The following is a 24,986-nucleotide window of genomic DNA, read 5'->3' on the forward strand; positions in this document are numbered from 1 at the left end:
GTTGCTAATTTTGAGTTTAGCAAATTTCGGTTGGAAGCACGCCATGAAATATGGCGTGCTAAGAGATTATTTAAGGTTATCTAAATAACGCTCTGCATCAAGGGCAGCCATACAGCCAGTACCAGCTGAAGTGATTGCTTGACGATAAATGTGGTCAGATACGTCACCTGCAGCGAATACACCTTCTACGCTTGTCTGTGTTGCGTTGCCATTTAGGCCTGACTCAACAACAAGGTAGCCATCTTTCATCTCAAGCTGACCTTCAAACATGTCTGTATTTGGCTTATGACCAATAGCGATGAATACACCTGCTAGGTCTAAATCTTCAGTTGCATCAGAGTTTGTATCTTTGATACGAATACCTGTTACACCCATGTCATCGCCAAGTACTTCGTCTAAAGTGCGGTCAAAGTGAAGAACAACATTGCCGTTTTTCGCTTTCTCTAGTAGGCGGTCAGATAGAATTTTTTCACTACGGAAGCTATCTCGACGGTGAACAACATGTACTTCGTCTGCAATGTTAGAAAGGTATAGCGCTTCTTCAACCGCTGTGTTGCCACCACCAACTACGGCAACTTTTTGCCCTCTGTAGAAGAATCCATCACAAGTTGCACAAGCAGAAACACCGCGACCTTGGAAGTTTGTCTCAGACTCTAGACCTAGGTATTTTGCAGATGCACCTGTTGCAATGATCAAAGCATCACAAGTATAAGTGCCTTGGTCACCTGTAAGGGTGAATGGACGCTTAGTCACATCGACTTTATTGATATGGTCAAAAATAATCTCTGTTTCAAAACGCTCTGCGTGCTCTTTCATGCGCTCCATAAGAGCAGGGCCAGTTAAACCATGTGCATCACCAGGCCAGTTTTCTACTTCTGTTGTTGTTGTCAGCTGACCACCTTGTTGCATACCTGTGATTAACACAGGGTTTAAATTTGCACGTGCTGCATAAACAGCGGCAGTGTAACCCGCTGGACCTGAGCCAAGGATCAATAGTTTACAGTGCTTATCACTCATGAATTTCTATCCTAAAATTTAGTATTAGCATTACAATGATGCCGATTCTAAGTAAATCAACCCAGAAGTAAAATAAAAATCAAATAAAGCAATTTTAGAAATCGTGAACTTGTCAAATTTAGTGTACTTGATGGAAAAGTAAGCCAATAGAGCTGAAATTGTCGGATATTCATGACCTTTCTATTTTTTTTTGTTATGTTTGAAGGAATTTTTTTTGCTACTAAATTATCAGTAGCCCAAGATTTAAAGGTAAATATGGCATTTTGGCAGGACAACGCTGGCTTTGCTTTAGAAGCGAGCAGCTGTAAAGTCTTAACAGACGCTAAACATTATCACAGTGAACTTTTGTCTTTGATTGGCAAAGCAAAGAAGCGCATTTACATCGCCGCACTGTATTTACAAGATGACACGGCAGGCCAGGGTGTGTTGTCTGCGTTGCATAATGCGTCGCTGAGCAATCCAGATTTAGAGATCAAAATACTAGTTGACTTTCACAGAGCCCAGCGAGGGTTAATCGGTGAGGCAAAGTCTGAGGGTAATGCACGCTTGTATTGTGATTATTTGGAGCAATTCAACTCAAATGTTAAAGTATATGGTGTGCCAGTAAAAGCCAAAGAATTGTTTGGAGTTTTACATCTTAAAGGGTTTGTGATTGATGATACGGTTCTATACAGCGGAGCAAGTATCAATGATGTCTACCTGCATCAAGAAGAGCGATATCGTCTTGATCGTTACTTTCTATTAGATAATGCAAAGTTAGCTGATAGCTTTACTGCTTTTATTGAGAAGCACCTGTTAAACTCTGAAGCGGTCCCCAGAATTGATAGAAGGCCTTTAAAGCCATTTAGTGAAATTAAGTTGGCGCAAAAGAAATTAATGCGCTCGCTGAAAAAAGCTAATTATGATATGTCTGGCGCAAGTGAGTCTAATTCACTTAATGTTCGCGCATTTTTAGGGTTTGGCCGTAGAACTAATAAGCTCAATAGATTGATTAAGACGTTATTTGATACCACTGAGCAGGAGTTGATTTTATATACGCCTTACTTCAACTTCCCTGCGCCTTTATTACGCTCATTACGTCGTCTGTTAAAGCAAGGTAAGTCAGTAACGATCGTGGTTGGCGATAAGACAGCAAATGACTTTTACATCTCGCCAGATAAGCCATTTAGTCGAATAGGCGCACTGCCTTATTTGTATGAGCGGATTTTACATAAATTTCTAAAGTCGCAAAAAAGGTATATCGAGCAGGGACTACTCAATGTGTATCTATGGAAGGACGGAGACAACTCATTCCATCTAAAAGGTATAAATCAAGACAATCAAGTCCACCTCATGACAGGACATAATTTAAACCCAAGAGCTTGGGGTTTGGACATAGAAAATGGCATTTTGATAGAAGACAGAGATCAGGAATTGAAATCATTTATCGATGCTGAAAAGCAATCAATTTTGTCTCAATGCCGAAAGCTGTCTGGGCCTGATGATATTGAAACTTTACAAGATTACCCTGCACCGGTTCAAAAGATACTAGGGCAGGCTAAACGTGTCAAAGTCGACTTTATCATTAAAAAGTTTATTTAAGTTTGCTGTCACAGTATGAATTAAGGCGACTAACTTCCGTTAGTCGTTTTTAATATTTAATATTTTGTTTATGGGCTTGTTTTAAGTCCTTTATTTAGGCATTTCTCTCTCATTTAGTGCTCTTGATAGCCCCAAAATCTCTCCTGACTTTGACTGTGGCCCCATGATAAAAGCCCATATTTAAAAGTTGTTTACTTGCCAACATGTTGGAAGAACTAAGTTAAATACTACTTCTGGCGTCTTAATTGTCCCGGGCTTATGCCAATTATTTTTTTGAAGGCTTTGCTAAAAGAAGCTTCAGAGCTGTAACCAACTTGCTCTGCAACGCTTATCATCGACTCTTTTCCTTCCTTCAATAGGTCTTGGGCGATATGCATTCGCCATTGACTGAGATACGTCAGTGGCGTCATACCGATGATTTCGTGGAATAAGTTTGCAAACGCGGAACGAGACATACCTACGGAATGTGCCATGCGCTCAACTGTCCACGCTTGAGCGGGTTGTTTGTGGATCAGGCTCAAAGCAAGACTGAGTCGTGTATCTGCAAGTGCCCGAAAGTACCCCGTACCGGAATGCTGTGTGTTGACATGCCATCGCAGCAATTGAATGACCAGTACCTCAGTAAGGCGATCAACAATAACGGTACCGCCAGGTAGAGTCGAGCGGGATTCGTGAGCTAGCATATTGGCTAGGTTGTTTAACCACAATAGTGATGGTTCTTCATTTGTTTTTATATGCAAAAAGTTGGGCATATCTCTTAATATTGGCAGTTGGACGTGTTGCTGATATTTGAAGTAACCACACAATAGTGTGGTAATGCTTTCATCTCCTGAAAACGGGTTCTCATCGTTCTGTATCTGCGTTAGTAATTCGTCTCCCGATATACAGACTCCATTTGGTTGATCGCCAATTTGGTGTGCCGCACCTGTTGGAAAGGCAACAATATCTCCGGTAGAGAGATAGGTAGCACGCTTTGAGTCAGGCATGTTTAACCAAGCACTGCCTCGCACGACGAAATGAAAAGTACCATAGTCTGTTTCTGGCTCTTTTATGCCCCAAGGTGCTGAAAACTCGGTACAAAAATAGCTGCTAGCTTGAAGGCGAAGTGCATTTAAAATATCAGATAAGGCATCTCCTCCAATTAAGCTGTTTCCAGCATTAGGAATTTGAGCGTTCGATGGCGATGGAATGTGATTAAACACGAGTTTACTCCTATTGGTCGTAATGAACCAAAAAAGTACGATTTGACATATATGCTGCACTAAACATCATAGTTTGTACAAGGTGAAACTGTAAAATTGTTGACTCAATCGTTTATTTAAATGAAGAGTATCACCATGAATAAAACAGAGAATGAAGTAATAGGCTGGAAGTGGACAATGTACGCAGGATTAATACCTTTGATGGCGGACTATTCATGTTATTGACTTCCAGCCTTTCTATTTCTAACGATATGTCGCTATGGACATTTGTTGTTCATAAGTTGGACTTTAGTTTTTCTCAGCTCACCGCTGTTGATCCGCAAGTGGTTCCGTTTGTCGCATTTTTAGCGATGCTGGCAGGTGTCAATATTGTATCGGCGGCAGTGCCAATCATTCTGATTTCTATATTTGCACTCAAAAAGGGGCAAAAGTGGGTCTGGTATTATCTTTTATTCATGCTCGTTTGGGAGGGGTTTAACGACGTTTATAGTGTGACTCAGTTTTACTTTGAAACTGGTGCGCCAATGTTTGTTATGCCATGGTTGTTTTGTATCTTGATGGCGACAGGCTTATATAAAACACGCGAACAGATTTTTAATCAGTAGTACAGAAACTGAATTGGTTCTTTTATATTTTGCGGGCTATATTAGCTCGCACCTCATTTTTATAGCCACAATTCAAAGTTGAATTCGAGTTTAATCAAACAATAAATATATTGCGCCGGACAGCACTTCCACTTCAAAAACTCAAAACGCTTTGTTACCTAATGCAAAAATACATTTAGATAGGAATACCTCTAAGGTTGCAGAAATCTAAAACCATCTACCTTTCATAGCTTGTAGGCTATTGGAGAATACTCCAAAAAAGCTATTCCCCCCACTTTTTATACGAACTGACATAAAGTTGGTTTTTTTGGTCATGGTTCATCCGAGTAAGGTGATGAATAATTTATCCCAAGCCGTTGATAGATTGACTGCCTTCAGCACATAAATTTCCGTGAATATGAAAGTAGTTAAAGCACTAAACACGATAACAGTCGCTATTTTTGCTTGGTGTCAGGATTCGGTATCGAGATCACATAGCTTATAAATTCACGAAGGAGGCTGCTTTTGTTTACTAACTCAATTAATTTCATGCATAAGGTTGGGCAAGGTACTGCGCTACTAGGGGTTGTGTTGCCATTACTATTAATTGGCGTACTTAAATTTACCCCTACGGAAGTTGAAGCATTAAAACCCGTCATTAATGGCACACCTTGGTTAACTTGGTTGTATGCGGTATTTGGTTTTGAAGGGGCTTCTTACTTCCTCGGTGTAGTTGAAATTATTACTGCCACCTTATTAATTATGTCTGTGTGGTCTGTGCGTGCTGGAATTATGGGTGGTGCAATGGGTACCGTGACTTTTTTGGTGACTGTGAGCACTCTACTTGTGCTGCCAATCGGGGAAGACAAAGAGGGAGGTTTACCATTTCTAAATTTTCTAGGACAGTTTTTAATCAAGGATGTTGCTTTGTTAGGTATTTCAATATTGGTGTTGGCTAACTGTTTAGCGCGTTTTCGTGCTCGCAGCTGAGTTATTAAATAGCTCAAAAATAAAAGTAAGGAGGGTAGATCAGTAAGTTAAACCGTAAAACCCACTTTTTAATAGCAACCCGGTTTATAGGAGACCGCTATGATTAAATTGCTAAAAATATCAGCCAATAAATCTACAGTGGCAGCGCTCGCTTTTGCTATTGGTGCAGGCTTAAGCACAGTGCCAGCAGTTGCAAGCCATCACTTTGAAAGTAAATTGGCTCAGGAACATCCTCAGTTTGATTTGACTGATATGTTTGTATTTGACTCAGAGCGCCGTGGTTATACTGCATTTATGATGGATGTGAATCCCAGCACAAAAGACCGCGCTGCTTTTGGTGAAAAAGGCGTTTACAGCTTTCATATTGCCAATGATAAATCGTTTGGTAGTGGCGGGGTAACTATCACAGCTCATTTAGAAGGGGAACAGTTGGTTTTTGGGCTCGTAGATGGGGCGAATCAAGCTGTTGGTACTAAAGGTAAGGCATTTGGTAAGGCTAAAGTTGGTAAAACTGTCAAATTTAACAATGGCGTGAAAGTATGGAGCGGCGCGGCACGAGATCCGTTTGTTGGAAATTCCGAGGGCATTGTCGGGTTCTTAACAGCACTGATTGGCAAAGGTAAGCTTGAGCTGTCTCAATTCAATAGTGGGGTGGATTTATTTAAAGACTTTAATAGTAGTATCATTTTAGTTGAACTGCCTAACAGCATGCTGGCGAAAAATATTCACGTGTATGCAAGTAGTGCAATGTACAATGTTGACCAGTGGGTACAAGTGAATCGAGTGGCAAACCCGCTTGTAACGCATATGTTTTTGGCAAATAACAAAATGGAAGTGAGTGAACATATTCAACACCGCCCAGATAGTGACATGTCACGAAGGTATGCGATATCAGGCATGGTATTAAGGGCAGTCGCGCTAGATAGGAAACTATCCAACCCTGTTGAATATGCGGACTCAGTTGCAGCGCAATTGTTACCTGATATGATTTCTTACAAGGTGGGTAGCAGCGCGGAATATGGCTATCCGAAAGTCAATGGACGCAAACCCAGTGACGATGGTATGGACGCAGTGTTGAGCTTACTGGTTGGGCGCAATGTAACAGATCATGCAAATACCTTTAATCGACACCCTGTTAAGTTTCCATATGTCGTACCAGTGCGTTAATACCTGCTTTATCATTTTGCTCGACCATGGTGTTTCTTATCGTTGAGAAACACCACACTTCATCTATCTCTTTTTGGACAATATATTCAAGGCGCTGATAGTTATAGCTCACATGCAGGACTTAACTTTGATAAAAGCCAATGGCGGTTTGGTACTGTTTCTATCATTTATTACGTTGACGGCTAGACGATACAAGCCAATATTATAGGTGATCACGACATTGCATATGATTCTAAATCACAATTGGCGCATGAAACCGTCTAGGTCTAGGATATTCACAGTCATTCATTTGAGCCCTGATTAATACATGCCTTTGAGCACTCACAATTTTTATTGTTTAGGATTAGTTCTTTAAGCCAAAAACCTGCATAAAAGACTTTTAGACATAATTAGAAGCGTTTAGAGCATACATACTTTAAGTGCGCAAAGAGATAATACCTTATAAGCCAGCCGATGCTGGTGAGATTAGATTTCAATGAATGCTTCAAGTCAGGTCTTGAAGGCTGTGTTATATGAAATTGAAACAGCTTAGATACCATACAATATTAACGTGATAACGTGCTACACTCTATTAACATTGTGGTCTGTTTGTTAGATAGGGTAATTAAGTAGGTTTCTGACACAGAATAGACTTTTCAATCAGGTAGCTTATGAACCGACAGCAACCAATCGAGAAAACAAAGATTACACATTTAATTGATGAGTATCTGAGGAACAGAGCGCACTCAACTGCCTTATGCGCAAGCTTACAAGTTGAAGATTATGCAGTTCAACCTAGTGCTGAAGTCAGTCCGCCGAAGTGGCACTTAGGCCACACAACGTGGTTTTTTGAAGAAGTTATTTTGGTTAAATACATGACAGATTACTCAAGGTATCACCAAGGGTATCGCATGCTGTTTAATTCATACTACAAATCAGCTGGCGAACATTGGTTGCAAAGTCAGCGTGGGAGCCTATCAAGACCAACGGTTAATGAGGTTATTCATTATCGAAACTATGTAGATCAACAAGTTGTAGACTTTTTGTCCTTTACTGATTTGGACGAAGTAGTACTTTCCTTACTAGAGATCGGGTTACATCACGAGCAGCAGCATCAGGAGCTGTTGCTTATGGATATTAAGTATATTTTGGGCTGTAACCCACTTTCTCCCGTTTATTGCGACCAATCGTTAGACATCTCAAAGCCAGAAAATGCACGCTGGCGTGTTTTTGACGAAGGCATTTATGAAGTGGGTGCCATAAATAGGGGGTTTGCCTATGACAATGAAAAACCAAGGCACAAGCGCTACAACTATGGATTTGCGATTAGTGAAAACACAATCACAAATGGCGAGTATTTGGCGTTTATTCAAGATAATGGGTATGACAGAGCAGAATTTTGGCTGAGCTTGGGGTGGGAGTGGGTAAACGAGAGTAAAATTGCCCACCCTTTATATTGGCAAAAGATAGAAAATGAATGGTTTGAGTTTACACTACATGGTTTGATGCCATTAGACCTCAATCTTCCTGTCACACATATAAGCTACTTTGAAGCAGACGCGTTTGCTAACTGGAAAGGCTTAAGGTTACCGACAGAGCATGAGCTGGAGGTTTATTTGCAAGCAAACTCAGCTGTTGCGGTGATTTCAGGTATCAATAAGCGCAATGGCAATCTTGCAAGCATTTATCACCCTATAGCGAGTGGCGTGCCTTTTGGGCAAGTTTGGTGTTGGACTAAAAGTCATTATTCGGGCTATCCCGGTTACAAGCCATATCAGGGCATGCTGAACGAATACAATGGCAAATTTATGTGCAATCAGTTTGTTTTGAGGGGCGGGTGTGTGGCCACACCCGGCGATCATTATCGTCACAGTTATCGCAATTTTTATCAACCACATCAGCGCTGGATGTTTTCTGGCATCAGGCTAGCAGAGGATATTGAATGACACACTTTAGATTATTCACGCAAGATACACATGGTGAAAGTACACAAGATGACCAGCTAGCCATTGACGTATTGATAGGGTTAAGTGCGCCTTCAAAGCACCTGTCTGCAAAGTACTTTTACGATGATACGGGAAGTGAAATTTTCCAAAAAATTACCCAGCATCAAGATTACTATTTGACCGCGAAAGAAGTGGAAATCATCACCAATATTAACAAACAGTTAGCTGATGTGATTGATGAGCAAGAAATTGACATTATCGAATTAGGCGTTGGGGATGGACATAAAAGTCAGTTAATTATTGATGGCTTTTTGAAAAGTGGCTGCAAAGTAAACTTTTATCCCATCGATATTTCAGAAAAAGCCATGTTCATGCTACAAGAAAATATTATGCCCAATGATAACCTGGTAATTCATGGTGTGGTAGCTGAGTACTTTGACGGATTAAAGCTCGTCAGGGGTCAGTCTACAAATAAGCAGTTGGTTTTATTTTTAGGCTCTAATATTGGCAATTTTAATCGCGAGCAAAGTCTTGGGTTTCTCAGAAAGTTATGGGCGAGTCTTAAAGCGGATGACTTTATATTCATTGGTTTTGATTTAAAGAAGGACGTCAAGAAACTCACCGCAGCGTATAACGACGAAGATGGCTTAACTGCAAAGTTTAATCTCAATTTGTTGAGTCGAATAAACAAAGAGTTAGGCGCGAATTTCGAGCTAGATAAATTCCAACATTTTGGCGTTTATAATCCAGTTTTAGGCGCCATGGAAAGTTATGTACTTTCGACTGAAAAGCAAGAAGTGTACATCTCGGCGCTACAAAGAGCGTTTCAATTTGATGCATATGAAGCGATCCATTTCGAGTATTCTTATAAGTTTTCAACAAATGATATTGAGCGATTGTCTCAACAAAGTGGTTTTCATGTGGTTAAGCATTTCACTGATAGTAATCAGTATTTTGTAGACTCCTTATGGCAAGTCGTGAAAGAAGAGCGTTAATTACTTTCCACTGTAGAGGTATTTGAGTACAAGGTAGTGTTTGTGACAATGTGCTTATACCTCTTTGATGTATAGATAGCTAGCCTTTAAGACTAAATACAACCATGAGTAAGATTGTTTGATATGAAGATGTACGGTGTTCGGCGAGTATTTTGCTCGGAGCATTACCTTGGCAATCTTGCTGACGTGAATTTATGTGATGATCTCAATGAGTTTCACGATACACACGGCCTTCAAAAAATCGCGAGTACTAATACAGTCGCTGCAACTGCGTTTTTGGTTAAATATGCCGACTGCAAATTTGGTATCCGGTGGTTTTCACCATACGGTGAAATTCAATTTTGTGGTCATGCAACGCTTGCTGCGGCTGGGGTGCTAACATCCACCTTCACCAATGCTGGAAAAGAAATCACTTTTGAATCGTCGAATCAGACAATATGTGTTTCTCATCAAGGGGGCGAGCTTTTTGTTATGTGCTTGCCGCAAGCGAGCCTTGAAATAACAACAGACTTTGATCATATATTTCCGGTGTTTAACCAAACGCTGAGTAATATTAAACACACAGAGCCTAATGACGGGTATTTCGTTGCACAAGCAGCAAATAAGCAAGATCTGATTGAGTTAGATTTCAATGCCAAGGAATACATCAACTGCACTCGTCGAGCGTTGCTAGTGACCACAAATCATGGCTTAGGTAGTGATGGTTTTTATTTCAGATACTTTGCACCTCAATATGGCAGCAAAGAAGATCAAGCGACAGGCTCGGTGGCTCCATTGCTGGCTTCTTATTGGCAGATACCAGCCAACAAAATATTTAATTGCCATCAGTTATCTGTAGGTGGTGGGTATTATCAAATTTATAAAACTGCACAGCAAGTTTGCGTGATAGCAAAAGTGCTCAAATTAGAATATTAAATTCGATAGTGTATGATTGAATAATTGAATTGTGTATACGAAAAAGCCCAGCATATGCTGGGCTTTTTGATTCTTGACAGGCTTGTTAAATCTTACAAGCGCCGCCTTCACAGCCGTCATCTTCAGGCTCTGGTTTTAATTCGTCCTGTGCATCAGCAGCACCATCACGTGTGTTATGGTAGTAAAGCGTCTTAACACCTAGCTTGTATGCTGTTAGTAGGTCTTTTAACAATAACTTCATTGGTACTTTACCGCCTTCAAACTTAGTTGGGTCGTAGTTTGTATTTGCAGAGATTGTTTGGTCGACAAACTTCTGCATGATACCAACTAGGCCTAAATAACCATCGTTAGAAGGGATGTCCCATAGTAGTTCGTACTGCTCTTTAAGTTTCTCATACTCAGGCACAACTTGCTTTAGGATACCGTCTTTACTTGCCTTAACACTGATATGCCCGCGAGGCGGTTCAATACCATTTGTTGCGTTTGAGATCTGCGATGAAGTTTCAGAAGGCATTAGCGCTGATAGCGTTGAGTTTCTCATGCCATGCTCTTGAACACTTGCTCTTAGCGCGTCCCAGTCAAGGTGAAGTGGCTCGTCACAGATTGCATCGATGTCTTTTTTATAAGTATCGATAGGCATAATACCTTGTGAGTATGTTGTCTCATTAAATTTAGGACATGCACCGCGTTCTTTTGCAAGTTCGTTAGAGGCTTTCATCAAGTAGTATTGAATTGCTTCAAATGTTTTATGCGTTAGGCCATTCGCGCTGCCGTCTGAATACTTCTTACCATTCTTAGCTAGGTAATAAGCAAAGTTAATGACACCTATACCCAGAGTACGACGTCCCATTGTAGCTGTGTGTGCTGCTGGTACTGGGTAATCTTGGAAATCTAATAGATTATCAAGTGCACGAACTGCTAGCTCTGCTAATTCTTCAAGCTCAGATAAATCTTCAATAGCACCTAAGTTAAATGCAGACAGTGTACAGAGCGCAATTTCACCTTCAGCGTCATTGACGTTGTTCAACGGCTTAGTTGGCAGCGCAATTTCTAAACATAAGTTAGATTGACGGATAGGGGCTACTTTTGAGTCAAATGGGCTGTGTGTATTACAGTGGTCAACATTTTGTAAGTAAATACGACCCGTGCTAGCACGCTCTTGAGCAAACATTGAGAACAGTTCAATCGCTTTGATACGCTTTTTACGAATAGACTCGTCTTGCTCGTACTTTAAGTATAATTCTTCGAAAAGTTCCTGATCTTCAAAAAATGCATCGTATAGCCCTGGTGTGTCTGATGGGCTAAATAGGGTAATGTAGTCATCTTTCAATAAACGCGCATACATTGTTTTATTGAACTGTACGCCGTAGTCAAGGTGACGAACACGGTTTTCTTCTACACCACGGTTATTTTTTAGAACCAGTAAGTTTTCAACTTCTAGGTGCCAAAGTGGGTAGAATAAAGTTGCAGCACCGCCACGCACACCGCCTTGTGAACAGCTTTTCACTGCTGTTTGGAAGTGTTTGTAGAATGGAATACAGCCAGTATGGAATGCTTCACCATTGCGGATTGGGCTACCAAGTGCACGAATGCGGCCTGCGTTTACACCGATACCGGCACGTTGACTCACATATTTAACAATCGCTGAAGAAGAAGCATTGATTGAATCTAGGCTATCATCACACTCAATAAGCACGCATGAGCTGAACTGACGTGTCGGTGTACGAACACCCGCCATGATAGGTGTTGGTAGTGAGATTTTGAATTGTGACACAGCGTCATAGAAACGCTTGATGTAATCTAAACGTGTTTCTTTGTCATAATCAGCAAATAGGCTTGCCGCTACTAATATATATAAGAACTGCGCGCTCTCATAAATCTCACCAGTTACACGGTTTTGAACTAAATATTTACCTTCTAACTGCTTGACTGCCGCGTAGCTGAAAGTCATATCGCGACTGTGGTCAAGGTAGTCATTTAGTTCATTGAACTCCTCACGAGTGTAGTCTTTCAATAGGTGCTCGTCGTAACGCTTGTCGTCAACGAGCTTTGCAACATGGTCATATAAGTGCGGAGGCTCAAACTGGCCATATGCTTTTTTTCTTAAATGGAACACTGCAAGACGTGCTGCAAGATATTGATAATCAGGCGTGTCTTTAGAGATTAAATCTGCAGCTGCTTTGATGATTGTTTCATGGATATCTTCAGTACGGATCCCATCGTAAAACTGGATATGAGATTTTAATTCCACTTGAGAGACCGACACATTGTCTAAGCCTTCGGCTGCCCAAGTAATAACACGATGGATTTTATCTAAATCAAGCGGTTCTTTACGACCGTTTCTTTTACTGACAGATAATTGTTGGTTCATAAGCTATGCCCGTATTCCCAAATTCTTATATTGGTTAGGAAATCACCACTAGATATGGTGCCTATTTGAAAGTGCATCACAAGATAGTGTGGTTGATACTATTTTGCAAGAGAACAACTTCACTCAAATTGTGGATAACATTGGGATAAATTAACCGCGTTAGTGATTACTAACCTTATGCTATACACTAGGCCTGAGTGCGTAAAAAAATCAACTTCAGTTCATTAATTTTTGCCTTTTTTTAGCAAAAAAACTGAATGATTTTTTTCTGTTCAATTCTTTACCCAATTAAGTTTAAGACACTATATGTAGTGTCTCAAATTATAATTTTTCACTATATGTGCGAAATCAGGTCAATTGGACGATTTGCGTTTACCTCTGCTTGCCATGATAGCGCTTCATCTAATGAGGGAATAAAGCCCCACAGTGCAGCGACCGAGCGCATTTGTGCTGCTTTGGCTGCTTGTATATCTCGTTCTGCATCACCGACATATAAAGTTTGCAAGGCAGAAACTCCCAATTTTTCAGCTGCAAGCAATAGTGGTGCAGGGTGGGGTTTCGCTACATCAAGGGTATCTCCGCATACGACGACTTCAATATTTTTTAATGTAGTGATTTGTTGTAAAAGTGGGAAAGTTAAAAACTCTGGTTTGTTGGTAACTATACCGACTGCGATCCCCTTATCATGCAAAGATTGCAACATGTTATCGATCCCATCAAAACAATGGCTGTGGATAGCAATATTACTTTCATAATAATCTAAAACCTGCTGCCTCAAGGTCGCTAAGTCGTAGTTGATTAATTTGTCTTTAAAACCAACTTCAAGCAGGGCTTTGACGCCATTGGAAATGGCGGGACTGTACTCACTTTTTGAAAGAGTCGGTAATCCATGCTCTGTTAAAACATGGTTTAGGGCAGCACCTAAATCATCACTGGTATCAAGTAAAGTGCCGTCTAAATCAAATAAAACGGCTTGTGTCATGCTAGTTTCTCGAAGTGAAGTAGGTAATTTACACTAACATCGTCTGTTAGGGTAAACGTTTTAGTGAACGGGTTGTAACTAATTCCTGCTGATGCACGTACTTTTAAACCATGTTGCTCAGCCCAACCAATTAAAGTCGAAGGGCGAATGAACTTGTTATGATCGTGTGTACCTTCAGGTACCATTTTTAAAAGCTTCTCTGCGGCAACAACAGCTAATAAATACGCTTTATGTGTTTTATTTAGAGTAGAAAAAAATACGCTGGCTCCCGGCTTAGCAGCTTTTGCGACTGCGGCAATGATTGCAGCAGGGTCGGGTACATGTTCTAACATTTCCATGCAAGTTACCACATCAAACTGCTCAGGGTGCTCGTCAGCGAAAACTTCAGCGGGTATTTTTTGATAATCTACGCTGATTCCGCTTTCAAGGCTGTGAAGTTTAGCAACATTTAAAGGCTCTTGGCCCATATCAATGCCTGTCGCTTCTGCACCAAGCTTAGCCATACTCTCAGTTAAGATCCCGCCACCACATCCAACATCAAGTACTTTCTTCGAGAATAAGCCTGCACTTTTATCGTTGATGAAGTCCAACCTTAACGGGTTGATATCATGTAGCGGTTTAAATTCTCCTTCTGTATCCCACCATCTTTCAGCGATTTCTTCGAATTTTGCGATTTCTTGGTGGTCTACATTTTGATGTTCGGTCATAAAAAGCTTCCTCGTTTATCTGGGCGCATTGTATTGGCTATTTATAAAAATACCAGACATTTTACGACTGCAAATTGAATTTACCTGTGTTACTATCGGCAGCCGAATAAATAATAACTTAACCCTTTGTTGCTATTAGTGTGACACAAAAGGGCAAGACTCTGAAGGAAAGTGGTATCAAATGACTGATCTCGCCAATGAAATCCTCCCGGTCAATATTGAAGATGAATTGAAAAATTCATACCTTGATTACGCAATGAGCGTGATCGTAGGGCGTGCATTGCCAGACGTACGTGACGGACTGAAGCCAGTTCACCGTCGTGTACTTTTCGCAATGAACGAGCTACGAAATGACTGGAACAAACCTTATAAAAAATCAGCTCGTGTAGTCGGTGACGTCATCGGTAAATACCACCCTCATGGTGATAGTGCAGTATACGATACAATCGTACGTATGGCTCAGCCATTCTCTTTACGTTACATGCTTGTTGATGGTCAAGGTAACTTCGGTTCTGTCGATGGTGACTCGGCAGCTGCGATGCGTTATACCGAAGTACGTATGGCAAAGATGTCTCATGAGCTTCTTGCTGATCTTGACAAAGAAACTGTCGATTATGTACCTAACTATGATGGCACAGAGCAGATCCCTGACGTGCTACCAACTAAAGTGCCAAACTTATTAGTGAATGGCTCTTCAGGTATCGCAGTTGGTATGGCGACAAACATCCCGCCACATAACCTAACTGAAGTGATCAATGGTTGCTTGGCAATTATTCAAAACCCTGACCTCACCATTGAAGAGCTAATGGAATATATTCCAGGCCCTGATTTCCCAACTGCGGCAATCATCAGTGGTAAAAAAGGCATCGAACAAGCCTATAAAACTGGTCGTGGTAAGGTTTATATCCGTGCTCGTGCAGAGATTGAGACTGACGAGAAAACGGGCAAAGAAACGATTATTGTCCATGAGATCCCTTACCAGGTTAACAAAGCGCGTCTTATCGAAAAAATTGCTGAACTAGTAAAAGATAAGAAAGTAGAAGGTATCAGTGCATTACGTGATGAGTCTGACAAAGACGGTATGCGTATTGTTATTGAAATTAAGCGTGGTGAAGTAGGCGAGGTTGTGCTTAATAACCTATATGCTCAGACACAGCTACAAACCGTGTTTGGTATGAACATGGTTGCGCTTGATAACAATCAACCTAAGTGTTTCAACTTAAAAGAAATGCTAGAAGCGTTTGTTATTCACCGTCGCGAAGTGGTTACACGTCGTACAGTTTACGACTTACGTAAGGCAAGAGACAGAGCACATACGCTTGAAGGTCTTGCTATTGCATTGGCAAACATCGACCCAATTATTGAACTAATTCGTAAGTCACCAACACCATCTGAAGCGAAAGCAGCATTAACAGCGCGTGCGTGGGAGCTTGGCTCGGTTGCACCTATGCTTGAGCGTGCAGGTGAGCAAAATGTTGCAAGACCGGATTGGTTAGCAGATGAGCTTGGTATTAGAGATGGTCAATATTACCTTTCTGAACAACAAGCACAGGCAATTCTTGATTTACGTCTACACAAGCTGACAGGCTTAGAGCATGAGAAGATCTTAGGTGAATACCAAGAACTACTAGACTTAATTGCTGAGCTACTACACATTCTTTCGTCACCTGAGCGTTTAATGGAAGTTATCCGTGATGAGTTGGTTGAAATCAAAGATGTATATGGTGATGAGCGTCGCACGGAAATCACTGCCGCAGCACATGACATCAGCCTTGAAGACCTAATTAACGAAGAAGATGTTGTTGTAACGCTATCTCATGAAGGTTACGTGAAGTATCAGCCTCTATCTGACTACGAAGCACAGCGTCGTGGTGGTAAAGGTAAAGCAGCAACGAGAATGAAAGACGAAGATTTCATCGAGCGTCTACTTGTGGCCAATACACACGACACAATACTTTGTTTCTCGACTGCGGGTAGATTGTATTGGTTGAAAGTATATCAACTACCATTGGCATCAAGACAAGCGCGTGGTAAGCCAATTGTTAACTTACTGCCTCTTGAAGAAGATGAACGTATCACAACGATTTTACCAGTCCGTGAATATGAAGAAGACAAGTATGTCTTAATGGCAACAGCCAATGGTACAGTGAAGAAAACACCACTGACAGCATACAGCCGTCAGCGTGCAAGCGGTATTATCGCAATCAACTTGAACGATGGTGATAACCTAATTGGTGCTGATATTACTGATGGCAGTAACGACATTATGTTATTTACAGACCACGGTAAAGTTGTTCGCTTTAATGAGAAACTACGTGACTCAGAAACAGGCGAAGTGAAGCTTGACCCTGAAACAGGCGAAGAAATGTTGGCATTACGTCCGATGGGTCGTACAGCAACAGGTGTTCGTGGTATTAAGATGCCAGATGGCGTAAAAGTTGTTTCATTGATTGTGCCTAAAAACGACGGTGCTATTTTAACGGTAACAGAAAACGGCTATGGCAAGCGTACGCCATTGGATGAATACCCAGCGAAGAGCCGAGCGACACAAGGGGTTGTATCAATTAAGGTAACTGAGCGTAACGGTAACGTTGTTGGCGCAGTTCAAGTTGAAGACAACAATGAAATTATGCTTATCTCTAACCGAGGCACTTTGGTTAGAACGCGCGTAAATGAAGTCTCTACTGTAGGACGTAACACGCAAGGTGTTATATTGATCCGTACAATAGAAGATGAGCAAGTTGTCGGGCTTCAGCGCATCGAAGAAATTGAAGTAGATGAGATTGAAGATGCTGTTGTGGATGACGCTCAAGGTGAAGAAACACCACCGAGTACACCAGAACAAGATTCTGAATAATTAAAAAAGCGGCTTAGGCCGCTTTTTTATTAAAAAAATTCAACCAAATTAAATAATTTGACCCAGAATTTTGTTTCATCTAACCCCGTATTTGATGTAAATTCATAGACTGAAAGTTTATTTCCGTGTCGCGTTGTATAAACCGCTTTTTGCTGTTTGGCGGCACGTTTTATTTTGGAATGAGGAAAATATGACTGTTTATAACTTTTGTGCAGGCCCAGCGATGTTGCCCCCTGCAGTAATGGAGAAAGCGAAAGCAGAGTTTATCAACTGGCAAGGTTTAGGCGTATCCGTAATGGAAATAAGCCACCGCTCAGAGCCGTTTCTTAAGTTGGCTGAAGAATGTGAAGCAAGCTTGAGAAGGTTGATGAACATCTCTGATGAATTTGAAGTGCTATTTATGCACGGTGGCGGCAGAGGTCATTTCTCAGCGGTGCCGTTGAACTTACATTTGGACAATGCACCAGGTGTATATGTTGAGAATGGTATTTGGTCAATTGGCGCAACGAAAGAGGGCGCAAAGTTTACACAAGTTGAATCTGTTGATATTCGTACGGACAAAGAGGGTCAATTTGATATTTTACCGGTTTCAGATTGGCCACTACCTGAAAATGCTTCTTTTATCCATTACTGCCCGAATGAAACTATAGATGGCATTGAAATTTTTGACGTGCCAAAGCATCCAACAGCACCAATCGTTGCGGATATGTCCTCAATGATTTTATCTCGAGAAATTAATGTCGATGATTTTGATTTGATTTATGCAGGCGCACAAAAGAATATCGGTCCGTCAGGTTTGAGCATTGCTATTGTTCGTAAGTCTTTATTAGAAAGAGAAGGGTTACCACGTCCTGCAATTTTGGATTACGCAATCGAAGCAAAGCAAAACAGCATGTACAACACACCACCAACATACGCTTGGTACTTAGCGGCGGAGGTATTCAAATACCTAGAGTCAATTGGTGGGGTGCCTGCAATGGAAAAGCACAACAAAGAAAAAGCGGCGTTGTTATATGATTATATTGATAGCTCTGACTTTTATTACAACAAAGTAACGAGTACTTGCCGATCATTAATGAATGTGCCGTTTTGGCTCAAAGATGATGCGCTTAATGACACCTTCCTTGAGCAAGCAGAACAAAACGGCTTAATGGCGTTGGAAGGTCACCGCTTTGTCGGTGGTATGCGCGCCAGTATTTATAACTCAATGCCAATTGAGGGCATTGAAGCATTAATTGCGTTCATGAAGAAATTTGCAGCGGAGCACAGCTGATGGAACAGTTACCTTTAAGGCCAATAAAAAAAGTATCTGGCTCTGTGACCTTGCCAGGATCAAAGAGCTTATCAAATCGTATTCTTTTGCTTGCCGCTTTATGTGACGGAGTAACAGAAGTTCGCAATTTGTTAGACAGTGATGATATTCGTCATATGCTCGCAGCTTTAGATGTGATGGGTGTTAAGGTTGAATTGAACGATGACAAAACCATAGCGAAAGTACACGGTAACGGTGGTCACTTTAATACGCCTGAACAACCATTGTTTTTAGGTAACGCAGGTACAGCTTTTCGACCTCTGACTGCGGTTTTAGCAGCGACAGAGGGCAAGTTCAGGTTGACAGGTGAACCTAGAATGGAAGAGCGTCCAATTGGTCACCTTGTTGATGCACTTGATGCATTAGGTGCAGACGTTACCTATCTAAAAAATGAACACTATCCGCCACTTAATATTGTAGGGAAAAAGCTAAAAGGCGGCACGGTTGAGATTGACGGCAGTATTTCAAGTCAGTTTTTGACTGCGCTACTGATGGCTGCTCCACTATTTGATGGTGACAGTGAAATTAAGATCTCTGGTGAGCTAGTTTCTAAACCCTACATTGATATCACATTAGGTGTGATGAAGCAGTTTGGTGTGGTAGTAGAGCATGACAATTACGAAGTGTTTTATGTGAAAGGCCAACAGGGCTACACCTCACCAAGCAGTATTATGGTGGAAGGTGACGCTTCTTCTGCATCTTACTTCGTGGCAGCAGCAGCAATCGCAGGGGGCGAAATTGAAATAAATGGTGTTGGCAAAGCGAGCGTGCAAGGCGATATTGGTTTTGCACAAGTGATGGAGCAAGTTGGTGCCCAAATTGATTGGTATGACGAAAAGCTGGTTGTGAGAAAGGGAGAGTTGCAAGGTGTCGATATCGACGCCAATGCTATCCCTGATGCGGCGATGACATTGGCTACCGTAGCCTTGTTTGCGAACGGTAAAACAGGGATTCGTAATATTTATAATTGGCGAGTGAAAGAAACCGATCGTTTATATGCAATGGCGACAGAACTTCGCAAAGTTGGTGCTCAAGTAGTTGAAGGTAAAGACTTTATCGAGATCACACCGCCAACTGAGTTCAAACACGCTGAGATAGACACTTATAACGATCACCGAATTGCAATGTGCTTCTCGATGGTCGCTGTTGGTGGTCAATCAGTTACGATTAATGATCCTGGTTGCACAGCGAAAACTTTTCCTACCTACTTTGATGTGCTCGCCTCAATTTCGCAGCACTAATCAGATTTAAGAGCGTGTTTTTTACACGCTCCCATACCCAATTAAGATACAAATTCAACAATAGAACAAAAAGTTACATGTTGATAAGGATCTATTCATCAAACTTGCGTATAATAGGCGCCGATTTATATAAGGTGTGCATTTCAGGAGGTTTTAATGCAGGCTGCAATGCCCGTAATCACCGTAGACGGCCCAAGCGGATCTGGCAAAGGGACTGTTTGTCGTTTGTTGGCTGAGAAATTAAATTGGGATGTTCTAGACAGCGGTGCAATATATCGCGTGCTGTCTATTGCAGTGTTACATCATCAAATCGCACTGGACAATGAAGAGGCGCTGGTTCCTTTAGCCGCGAACCTTGATGTTCAATTTATGATTGATAGTACGACTAAAAAATCTAGAATCGTGCTTGAAGGTGAAGATGTAACGAATACAATCCGAAATGAAGAAGTAGGAGCAACGGCTTCCAAAATAGCCATGCTTCCACGCGTTAGAGAGGCACTTTTACGCAGACAGCGTGCATTTAGAACTGAGAATGGCCTTATTGCGGATGGTCGCGATATGGGTACAGTTGTTTTCCCATCAGCGGAATTAAAAATTTATCTTACTGCAAGTGCTGAAGAACGTGCTAAGAGACGCTTTAATGAGTTGAAGGATAAGGGGCTTGATGTTACACTTGAGGGCCTTTTAGAAGATATCAAAGCACGTGATGACCGTGATATGAATAGAAAAGTAGCGCCGCTAGTGCCTGCTGCTGATGCTGTTCACATAGATACCACGACTTTAGATGCCGACCAAGTATATCAGCAAGTACTTAAACTTGTTGATGAAGCTGTGTTGTCAGGCAAACTTCCGAAAGTTAGCTAATTTATCATAGCACTGGCAAGGCCGCCGGTGTTTTTTTAACTACCCCATGCAGCATGGTCGCTTATTGGTACATTTATATATGAGACGTATTTAGTATGTCAGAAAATTTTGCGCAGTTATTTGAAGAAAGCCTAAAGGGTTTTGAAGCAGAGCAAGGCTCTATCGTTAAAGGTACAGTTATTTCAATCGAGAACAACATCGTTCTTGTTGACGCTGGCCTTAAGTCTGAAAGTGCAATCCCTGCAGAGCAATTCAAAAATGCTGCTGGTGAACTAGAAGTTGCTGTTGGCGACGAAGTAGACGTAGCACTAGACGCAATCGAAGACGGTTTCGGTGAAACTATCCTTTCTCGTGAGAAAGCGAAGCGTCACGAAGCTTGGATCCGTCTTGAGAAAGCATGTGAAGATCAAGAGACTGTTATCGGTGTTATCAACGGTAAAGTTAAAGGTGGTTTCACTGTTGAAGTTGATTCAATCCGTGCTTTCCTACCTGGTTCACTTGTTGATGTTCGTCCTGTACGTGACACTGCTCACCTTGAAGGTAAAGAGCTTGAGTTCAAAGTAATCAAGCTTGACCAGAAGCGTAACAACGTTGTTGTTTCTCGTCGTGCAGTTATCGAATCTGAGAACTCACAAGAGCGTGAAGAGCTTCTTGCTAACCTTGTTGAAGGTCAAGAAGTTAAAGGTATCGTTAAAAACCTTACTGACTACGGTGCATTCGTAGATCTAGGTGGTGTTGACGGTCTACTTCACATCACTGACATGGCTTGGAAGCGCGTTAAGCACCCAAGTGAAATCGTAAATGTTGGTGACGAAATCGCTGTTAAAGTACTTAAGTTCGACAAAGAGAAGACTCGTGTTTCTCTAGGTCTTAAGCAACTTGGCGAAGATCCTTGGGCAGCAATCGCTGGTCGTTACCCAGAAGGCGCTAAGCTTACTGGTCGCGTAACTAACCTTACTGACTACGGTTGTTTCGTTGAGATCGAAGAAGGCGTTGAAGGTCTAGTACACGTTTCTGAAATGGACTGGACTAACAAGAACATCCACCCTTCAAAAGTTGTTTCACTAGGTGACACAGTTGAAGTTATGGTTCTTGAAATCGACGAAGAGCGTCGTCGTATTTCTCTAGGTCTTAAGCAGTGTAAAGCTAACCCTTGGCAGGAATTTGCTCGTCTACAGAACAAAGGCGACCAAGTTACTGGTAAGATCAAGTCAATCACTGACTTCGGTATCTTCATCGGTCTTGACGGCGGCATCGACGGTCTTGTACACCTTTCTGACATCTCTTGGAACACTCCAGGCGAAGAAGCTGTACGCGAGTACAAGAAAGGCGACGAGATCACTGCAATCGTTCTTCAGGTTGACCCAGAGCGTGAGCGTATCTCACTAGGCGTTAAGCAAATCGAAGCTGATCCTTTCAATAACTACCTAGACGCAAACAAAAAAGGTGCTATTGTTAAAGGTAAAGTGACTGAAGTTGACGCGAAAGGCGCAACTGTAGAGCTTGCTGAAGGTGTTGAAGGTTACATCCGTGTAGCTGACATCGCTCAAGAGCGCGTTGAAGATGCAACTTCTGTTGTTTCTGAAGGTGACGAAGTAGAAGCTAAATTTGTAGGTGTTGACCGTAAGAACCGTGCGATCAGCCTATCTGTTAAAGCTATCTTCGAAGCTGAAGAGAAAGAAGCTCTAGAGAAGCTTAAGAAAGAAGAGCCAGCGTTCGAAAACGCAATGGCAGCTGCTTTCAAAAATGCTCAAAAAGACTAATTCTTAAGTCTAATCAAGAAGGGCACTTTAGCCCTTCTTTTTTTATTTAAAGGAAACGTTATGACAAAGTCTGAATTAATAGAAAAACTTGCTGAACAGCATGCACATGTGCCTGTAAAAGACGTAGAAAATGCAGTAAAAGAAGTTTTAGAACAAATGGCGGGTTCACTATCAGGCTCTGATAGAATCGAAATCCGTGGCTTTGGCAGTTTCTCTCTGCACTATCGCTCTCCTAGAACTGGTCGCAACCCTAAAACAGGCGAAACAGTAGAGTTAGATGGCAAATATGTACCACATTTCAAGCCTGGAAAAGAATTAAGAGATCGCGTCAACGCTAGTCTCGAAGGGTAATTGGAGATACCTAATTTGGTTCGAGTTGTTAAGAAGGGACTACTTTTGGTGTTGCTTTTAGTGGCGTTTGTAGTAGGCACACAGAATCCGAATGTTGTTGAAGTAAACTTTATCGTTGCAAGTGCCGAAATGCCGTTAGCGACACTGCTGAGCTTATGTCTGTTTTCAGGTATAATTCTTGGTGTTTTGTTTAACTTGAGTTCACTCGTAAGGTTAAAACAAAAGAATCGTCAGTTACATAAAACGAATAATTTATTGTTGAATAAAGATCAAAGCCAGCCATGATCGAGCTTTTGTTCTTGCTGCTTCCTGTTGCCGCTGCTTATGGTTATGTAATGGGAAAGAACAGTGCTAAAAATTTGGCACATGAGCAAAATAGAAAAATCACATCCGAATATAGTAAAGGCCTAAAGTTCTTACTTGATAGAGAAGAAGATCAGGGTCTTGAGCATCTAATACAGCTGCTAGAAGTGTCAGCTGATTCTGTAGAGCATTATTTGACGCTCGCTACCTTATTTAGAAAACGCGGTGAACTTGATAGGGCAATCAAAATTCACGAGTTACTCATAGAGCAGCCTAATTTAGATATAGAATTGGTGAAATCCTGCCGGCTGGAATTAGCAAAAGATTATATAATGGCAGGGTTATTAGATGGGGCCGAATCTAATTTAGTTGTTTTAGTCAAAGCGGGTTTTGAAGATGCTTTGGAGCCCATGATCCAACTTTATTCGCAAACGAGAGACTGGCAAAAAGGTGTCAATATGTACGAAGCATATTCGGACCTATTTTCTGATAAAGCCAGTTGCGCTGCAATTGCGAACTTTTATTGTGAAGTTGCTATTGAATCAAAAGATATCAAATTTTTTGAACAAGCGACCAAGCTCAATCATCAAGCTATCAGACCTTTATATGAGTTAGGTCTTGATGCACACGGTCGCCAAGATAATGTAAAAGCAATTTACTATTGGCGAAAACTGACCTCCGAATTTCCTCAAATCGCACCTCTTATTATCAACGATCTTCAAACCTGCTATCAGAGCTTGAATATTTCAGAAGAGTTTTATGGCTTGATAGGCGAATTACTCCCTAACGCAGGTGTAACAATAAAAATAAAACATTGTCAGGGGCTAGTAGAGTCTGGGAAAGTAACAGAAGCGATAGTATTTTTAACTGACAGCTTAAAGCGAGAGCCGTCAATAAGAGGATTCAGTTATTTACTGCAACTTTTGAGTGCCAAAAATGTAAAAATTCAAGATGTATTAGAAGAGATTGATAACCTCGTTACATCTTACATATCCACTAAGCCTGATTATCAGTGTAACAAATGTGGCTTTACTAGCCATAAACTATACTGGTTATGCCCATCGTGTAAAACGTGGGAGTCAGTTGTGCCAAGTCGAGGCTTAGATGGTTATTAATATTGTATGTGATTCTTTTAAAAGAAAATTAAGGTAATTATGTCAAATATTGAACAAAAGAAAGTGCTAATTGCATTAGATTATGACAACGAGAGTGCGGCTTTAGCATTTGTGTCTCAGCTTTCACCAGATGAGTGTCGTTTAAAAGTAGGTAAAGAGATGTTTACTTACTTTGGCCCTCAATTTGTAAAAAAGCTAGTAGATCTAGGATTTGACGTATTCCTTGACCTGAAATTTCATGATATCCCAAATACGGTCGCAAAAGCAGTCACTGCTGCTGCGGAGTTAGGTGTATGGATGGTTAATGTGCACGCCAGTGGTGGCACAGAAATGATGTCAAAAGCCAAAGAAGCGTTAAGTAAATATGGTGATAAGGCGCCGTTGCTTATTGCTGTTACTGTTTTGACAAGTATGGACCAAGCTCAGCTAAGCAAGTTGGGCATTGATAAAACACCACAGGAGCAGGTGCTTTACTTGGCAAAACTGGCTAAAGAGTCTGGCTTAGATGGTGTAGTGTGCTCAGCGCAAGAAGCAGAGACATTAAAAGCACAGCTTGGTAATGAATTTAAGCTTATTACGCCGGGGATCAGACCTGCTGGTAGTGATGCAGGCGACCAAAAGCGCATCATGACCCCAGCTAAAGCTATTGAAGCTGGCAGTGACTATCTGGTGATAGGCAGACCGATCACGAAAGCTGAAGACCCTGCAAAAGCATTGAGAGATATTAACGCCAGTATTTCTTAA

Annotated in this window: 21 protein-coding genes; 16 read left to right on the forward strand and 5 right to left on the reverse strand. The window is 41.4% G+C overall.

Features of this window, described 5'->3' with window-relative positions; translation table 11 throughout:
• Positions 1-66 precede the first annotated feature (66 nt).
• On the reverse strand, positions 67-1,017 hold the full coding sequence (gene trxB / locus N477_RS13550; RefSeq protein ID WP_039608983.1) for a thioredoxin-disulfide reductase: 951 nt from the start codon (positions 1,015-1,017) through the stop codon (positions 67-69).
• Between the two features lie 255 nt (positions 1,018-1,272).
• Here trxB and pssA point away from each other — a divergent pair, with 255 nt between their 5' ends.
• A complete protein-coding gene (gene pssA / locus N477_RS13555) occupies positions 1,273-2,598 on the forward strand; it encodes a CDP-diacylglycerol--serine O-phosphatidyltransferase (protein WP_063359938.1) in 1,326 nt (441 codons plus the stop codon).
• A 227-nt stretch (positions 2,599-2,825) separates the two neighbouring features.
• Here the strand turns inward: pssA and N477_RS13560 are convergent, their stop codons facing one another.
• Positions 2,826-3,800, reverse strand: a complete 975-nt coding sequence (locus N477_RS13560; RefSeq protein WP_063359876.1) for an AraC family transcriptional regulator — start codon at positions 3,798-3,800, stop codon at positions 2,826-2,828.
• A 170-nt stretch (positions 3,801-3,970) separates the two neighbouring features.
• Here N477_RS13560 and N477_RS13565 point away from each other — a divergent pair, with 170 nt between their 5' ends.
• From N477_RS13565 to N477_RS13590, 6 genes are all read left to right on the forward strand, one after another.
• Positions 3,971-4,405, forward strand: coding sequence for a hypothetical protein (locus N477_RS13565; protein ID WP_155731891.1), 435 nt, complete (start codon positions 3,971-3,973; stop codon positions 4,403-4,405).
• 504 nt (positions 4,406-4,909) lie between these two features.
• Positions 4,910-5,374 (forward strand): DUF417 family protein, encoded by a 465-nt coding sequence (locus tag N477_RS13570; protein ID WP_196760620.1) that lies wholly within the window; start codon positions 4,910-4,912, stop codon positions 5,372-5,374.
• Between the two features lie 99 nt (positions 5,375-5,473).
• A complete protein-coding gene (locus tag N477_RS13575) occupies positions 5,474-6,541 on the forward strand; it encodes a DUF4331 family protein (RefSeq protein WP_063359873.1) in 1,068 nt (355 codons plus the stop codon).
• A gap of 650 nt (positions 6,542-7,191) precedes the next feature.
• Positions 7,192-8,466, forward strand: coding sequence for an ergothioneine biosynthesis protein EgtB (gene egtB, locus N477_RS13580; protein ID WP_063359872.1), 1,275 nt, complete (start codon positions 7,192-7,194; stop codon positions 8,464-8,466).
• Positions 8,463-9,461 carry an L-histidine N(alpha)-methyltransferase gene (locus tag N477_RS13585; RefSeq protein ID WP_063359871.1) on the forward strand — a complete coding sequence of 333 codons (999 nt, stop codon included), beginning with the start codon at positions 8,463-8,465 and terminating at the stop codon, positions 9,459-9,461. The genes egtB and N477_RS13585 overlap by 4 nt, the downstream gene beginning before the upstream one ends.
• A 123-nt stretch (positions 9,462-9,584) precedes the next feature.
• A complete protein-coding gene (locus N477_RS13590) occupies positions 9,585-10,376 on the forward strand; it encodes a PhzF family phenazine biosynthesis protein (protein ID WP_063359870.1) in 792 nt (263 codons plus the stop codon).
• Positions 10,377-10,461: 85 nt separating this feature from the next.
• On the opposite strand, the gene nrdA is transcribed toward N477_RS13590, so the two are convergent.
• The 3 genes from nrdA to ubiG form a co-directional block, all read right to left on the reverse strand.
• A complete protein-coding gene (gene nrdA, locus N477_RS13595; protein WP_063359869.1) occupies positions 10,462-12,747 on the reverse strand; it encodes a class 1a ribonucleoside-diphosphate reductase subunit alpha in 2,286 nt (761 codons plus the stop codon).
• A 334-nt stretch (positions 12,748-13,081) separates the two neighbouring features.
• Complete coding sequence (locus N477_RS13600; protein ID WP_063359868.1) at positions 13,082-13,729, reverse strand: HAD family hydrolase; 648 nt, start codon at positions 13,727-13,729, stop codon at positions 13,082-13,084.
• A complete protein-coding gene (ubiG, locus tag N477_RS13605; protein ID WP_063359867.1) occupies positions 13,726-14,436 on the reverse strand; it encodes a bifunctional 2-polyprenyl-6-hydroxyphenol methylase/3-demethylubiquinol 3-O-methyltransferase UbiG in 711 nt (236 codons plus the stop codon). The genes N477_RS13600 and ubiG overlap by 4 nt, the downstream gene beginning before the upstream one ends.
• 181 nt (positions 14,437-14,617) lie before the next feature.
• On the opposite strand from ubiG, the gene gyrA reads away from it, so the two are divergent.
• The 9 genes from gyrA (at position 14,618) to pyrF (ending at position 24,986) form a co-directional block, all read left to right on the forward strand.
• The gene (gene gyrA / locus N477_RS13610; RefSeq protein ID WP_063359866.1) at positions 14,618-17,293 is read left to right on the forward strand and encodes a DNA topoisomerase (ATP-hydrolyzing) subunit A; all 2,676 of its coding nucleotides are present in this window, start codon (positions 14,618-14,620) and stop codon (positions 17,291-17,293) included.
• A 190-nt stretch (positions 17,294-17,483) separates the two neighbouring features.
• Positions 17,484-18,566 (forward strand): 3-phosphoserine/phosphohydroxythreonine transaminase, encoded by a 1,083-nt coding sequence (gene serC / locus N477_RS13615; RefSeq protein WP_063359865.1) that lies wholly within the window; start codon positions 17,484-17,486, stop codon positions 18,564-18,566.
• The gene (aroA, locus tag N477_RS13620) at positions 18,566-19,846 is read left to right on the forward strand and encodes a 3-phosphoshikimate 1-carboxyvinyltransferase (RefSeq protein ID WP_063359864.1); all 1,281 of its coding nucleotides are present in this window, start codon (positions 18,566-18,568) and stop codon (positions 19,844-19,846) included. The genes serC and aroA overlap by 1 nt, the downstream gene beginning before the upstream one ends.
• A 156-nt stretch (positions 19,847-20,002) precedes the next feature.
• Positions 20,003-20,710 (forward strand): (d)CMP kinase, encoded by a 708-nt coding sequence (gene cmk, locus N477_RS13625; RefSeq protein ID WP_063359863.1) that lies wholly within the window; start codon positions 20,003-20,005, stop codon positions 20,708-20,710.
• A 95-nt stretch (positions 20,711-20,805) separates the two neighbouring features.
• Entirely contained in the window at positions 20,806-22,473 is a 1,668-nt protein-coding gene (gene rpsA / locus N477_RS13630; RefSeq protein WP_063359862.1) for a 30S ribosomal protein S1, read from the forward strand.
• A gap of 60 nt (positions 22,474-22,533) precedes the next feature.
• The gene (gene ihfB, locus N477_RS13635) at positions 22,534-22,824 is read left to right on the forward strand and encodes an integration host factor subunit beta (protein ID WP_023401704.1); all 291 of its coding nucleotides are present in this window, start codon (positions 22,534-22,536) and stop codon (positions 22,822-22,824) included.
• A gap of 60 nt (positions 22,825-22,884) precedes the next feature.
• The gene (locus N477_RS13640) at positions 22,885-23,109 is read left to right on the forward strand and encodes a LapA family protein (protein ID WP_231098034.1); all 225 of its coding nucleotides are present in this window, start codon (positions 22,885-22,887) and stop codon (positions 23,107-23,109) included.
• Positions 23,106-24,242 carry a lipopolysaccharide assembly protein LapB gene (locus N477_RS13645; RefSeq protein WP_063359860.1) on the forward strand — a complete coding sequence of 379 codons (1,137 nt, stop codon included), beginning with the start codon at positions 23,106-23,108 and terminating at the stop codon, positions 24,240-24,242. The genes N477_RS13640 and N477_RS13645 overlap by 4 nt, the downstream gene beginning before the upstream one ends.
• 39 nt (positions 24,243-24,281) lie before the next feature.
• Complete coding sequence (gene pyrF / locus N477_RS13650) at positions 24,282-24,986, forward strand: orotidine-5'-phosphate decarboxylase (RefSeq protein ID WP_063359859.1); 705 nt, start codon at positions 24,282-24,284, stop codon at positions 24,984-24,986.

The sequence above is a fragment of the Pseudoalteromonas luteoviolacea H33-S genome, from assembly GCF_001625695.1.
GTDB lineage: Bacteria > Pseudomonadota > Gammaproteobacteria > Enterobacterales > Alteromonadaceae > Pseudoalteromonas > Pseudoalteromonas luteoviolacea_B.

What these genes read in the sequence shown, in the direction of transcription:
- ihfB (WP_023401704.1), top strand. Translation starts at nt 22,534, where the DNA reads ATGACAAAGTCTGAATTAATAGAAAAACTTGCTGAACAGCATGCACAT.
- nrdA (WP_063359869.1), bottom strand. Translation starts at nt 12,747, where the DNA reads ATGAACCAACAATTATCTGTCAGTAAAAGAAACGGTCGTAAAGAACCG.
- N477_RS13575 (WP_063359873.1), top strand. Translation starts at nt 5,474, where the DNA reads ATGATTAAATTGCTAAAAATATCAGCCAATAAATCTACAGTGGCAGCG.
- N477_RS13585 (WP_063359871.1), top strand. Translation starts at nt 8,463, where the DNA reads ATGACACACTTTAGATTATTCACGCAAGATACACATGGTGAAAGTACA.
- N477_RS13590 (WP_063359870.1), top strand. Translation starts at nt 9,585, where the DNA reads ATGAAGATGTACGGTGTTCGGCGAGTATTTTGCTCGGAGCATTACCTT.
- ubiG (WP_063359867.1), bottom strand. Translation starts at nt 14,436, where the DNA reads ATGACCGAACATCAAAATGTAGACCACCAAGAAATCGCAAAATTCGAA.
- serC (WP_063359865.1), top strand. Translation starts at nt 17,484, where the DNA reads ATGACTGTTTATAACTTTTGTGCAGGCCCAGCGATGTTGCCCCCTGCA.
- gyrA (WP_063359866.1), top strand. Translation starts at nt 14,618, where the DNA reads ATGACTGATCTCGCCAATGAAATCCTCCCGGTCAATATTGAAGATGAA.
- cmk (WP_063359863.1), top strand. Translation starts at nt 20,003, where the DNA reads ATGCAGGCTGCAATGCCCGTAATCACCGTAGACGGCCCAAGCGGATCT.
- egtB (WP_063359872.1), top strand. Translation starts at nt 7,192, where the DNA reads ATGAACCGACAGCAACCAATCGAGAAAACAAAGATTACACATTTAATT.
- trxB (WP_039608983.1), bottom strand. Translation starts at nt 1,017, where the DNA reads ATGAGTGATAAGCACTGTAAACTATTGATCCTTGGCTCAGGTCCAGCG.
- N477_RS13645 (WP_063359860.1), top strand. Translation starts at nt 23,106, where the DNA reads ATGATCGAGCTTTTGTTCTTGCTGCTTCCTGTTGCCGCTGCTTATGGT.
- rpsA (WP_063359862.1), top strand. Translation starts at nt 20,806, where the DNA reads ATGTCAGAAAATTTTGCGCAGTTATTTGAAGAAAGCCTAAAGGGTTTT.
- aroA (WP_063359864.1), top strand. Translation starts at nt 18,566, where the DNA reads ATGGAACAGTTACCTTTAAGGCCAATAAAAAAAGTATCTGGCTCTGTG.
- pssA (WP_063359938.1), top strand. Translation starts at nt 1,273, where the DNA reads ATGGCATTTTGGCAGGACAACGCTGGCTTTGCTTTAGAAGCGAGCAGC.
- N477_RS13600 (WP_063359868.1), bottom strand. Translation starts at nt 13,729, where the DNA reads ATGACACAAGCCGTTTTATTTGATTTAGACGGCACTTTACTTGATACC.
- pyrF (WP_063359859.1), top strand. Translation starts at nt 24,282, where the DNA reads ATGTCAAATATTGAACAAAAGAAAGTGCTAATTGCATTAGATTATGAC.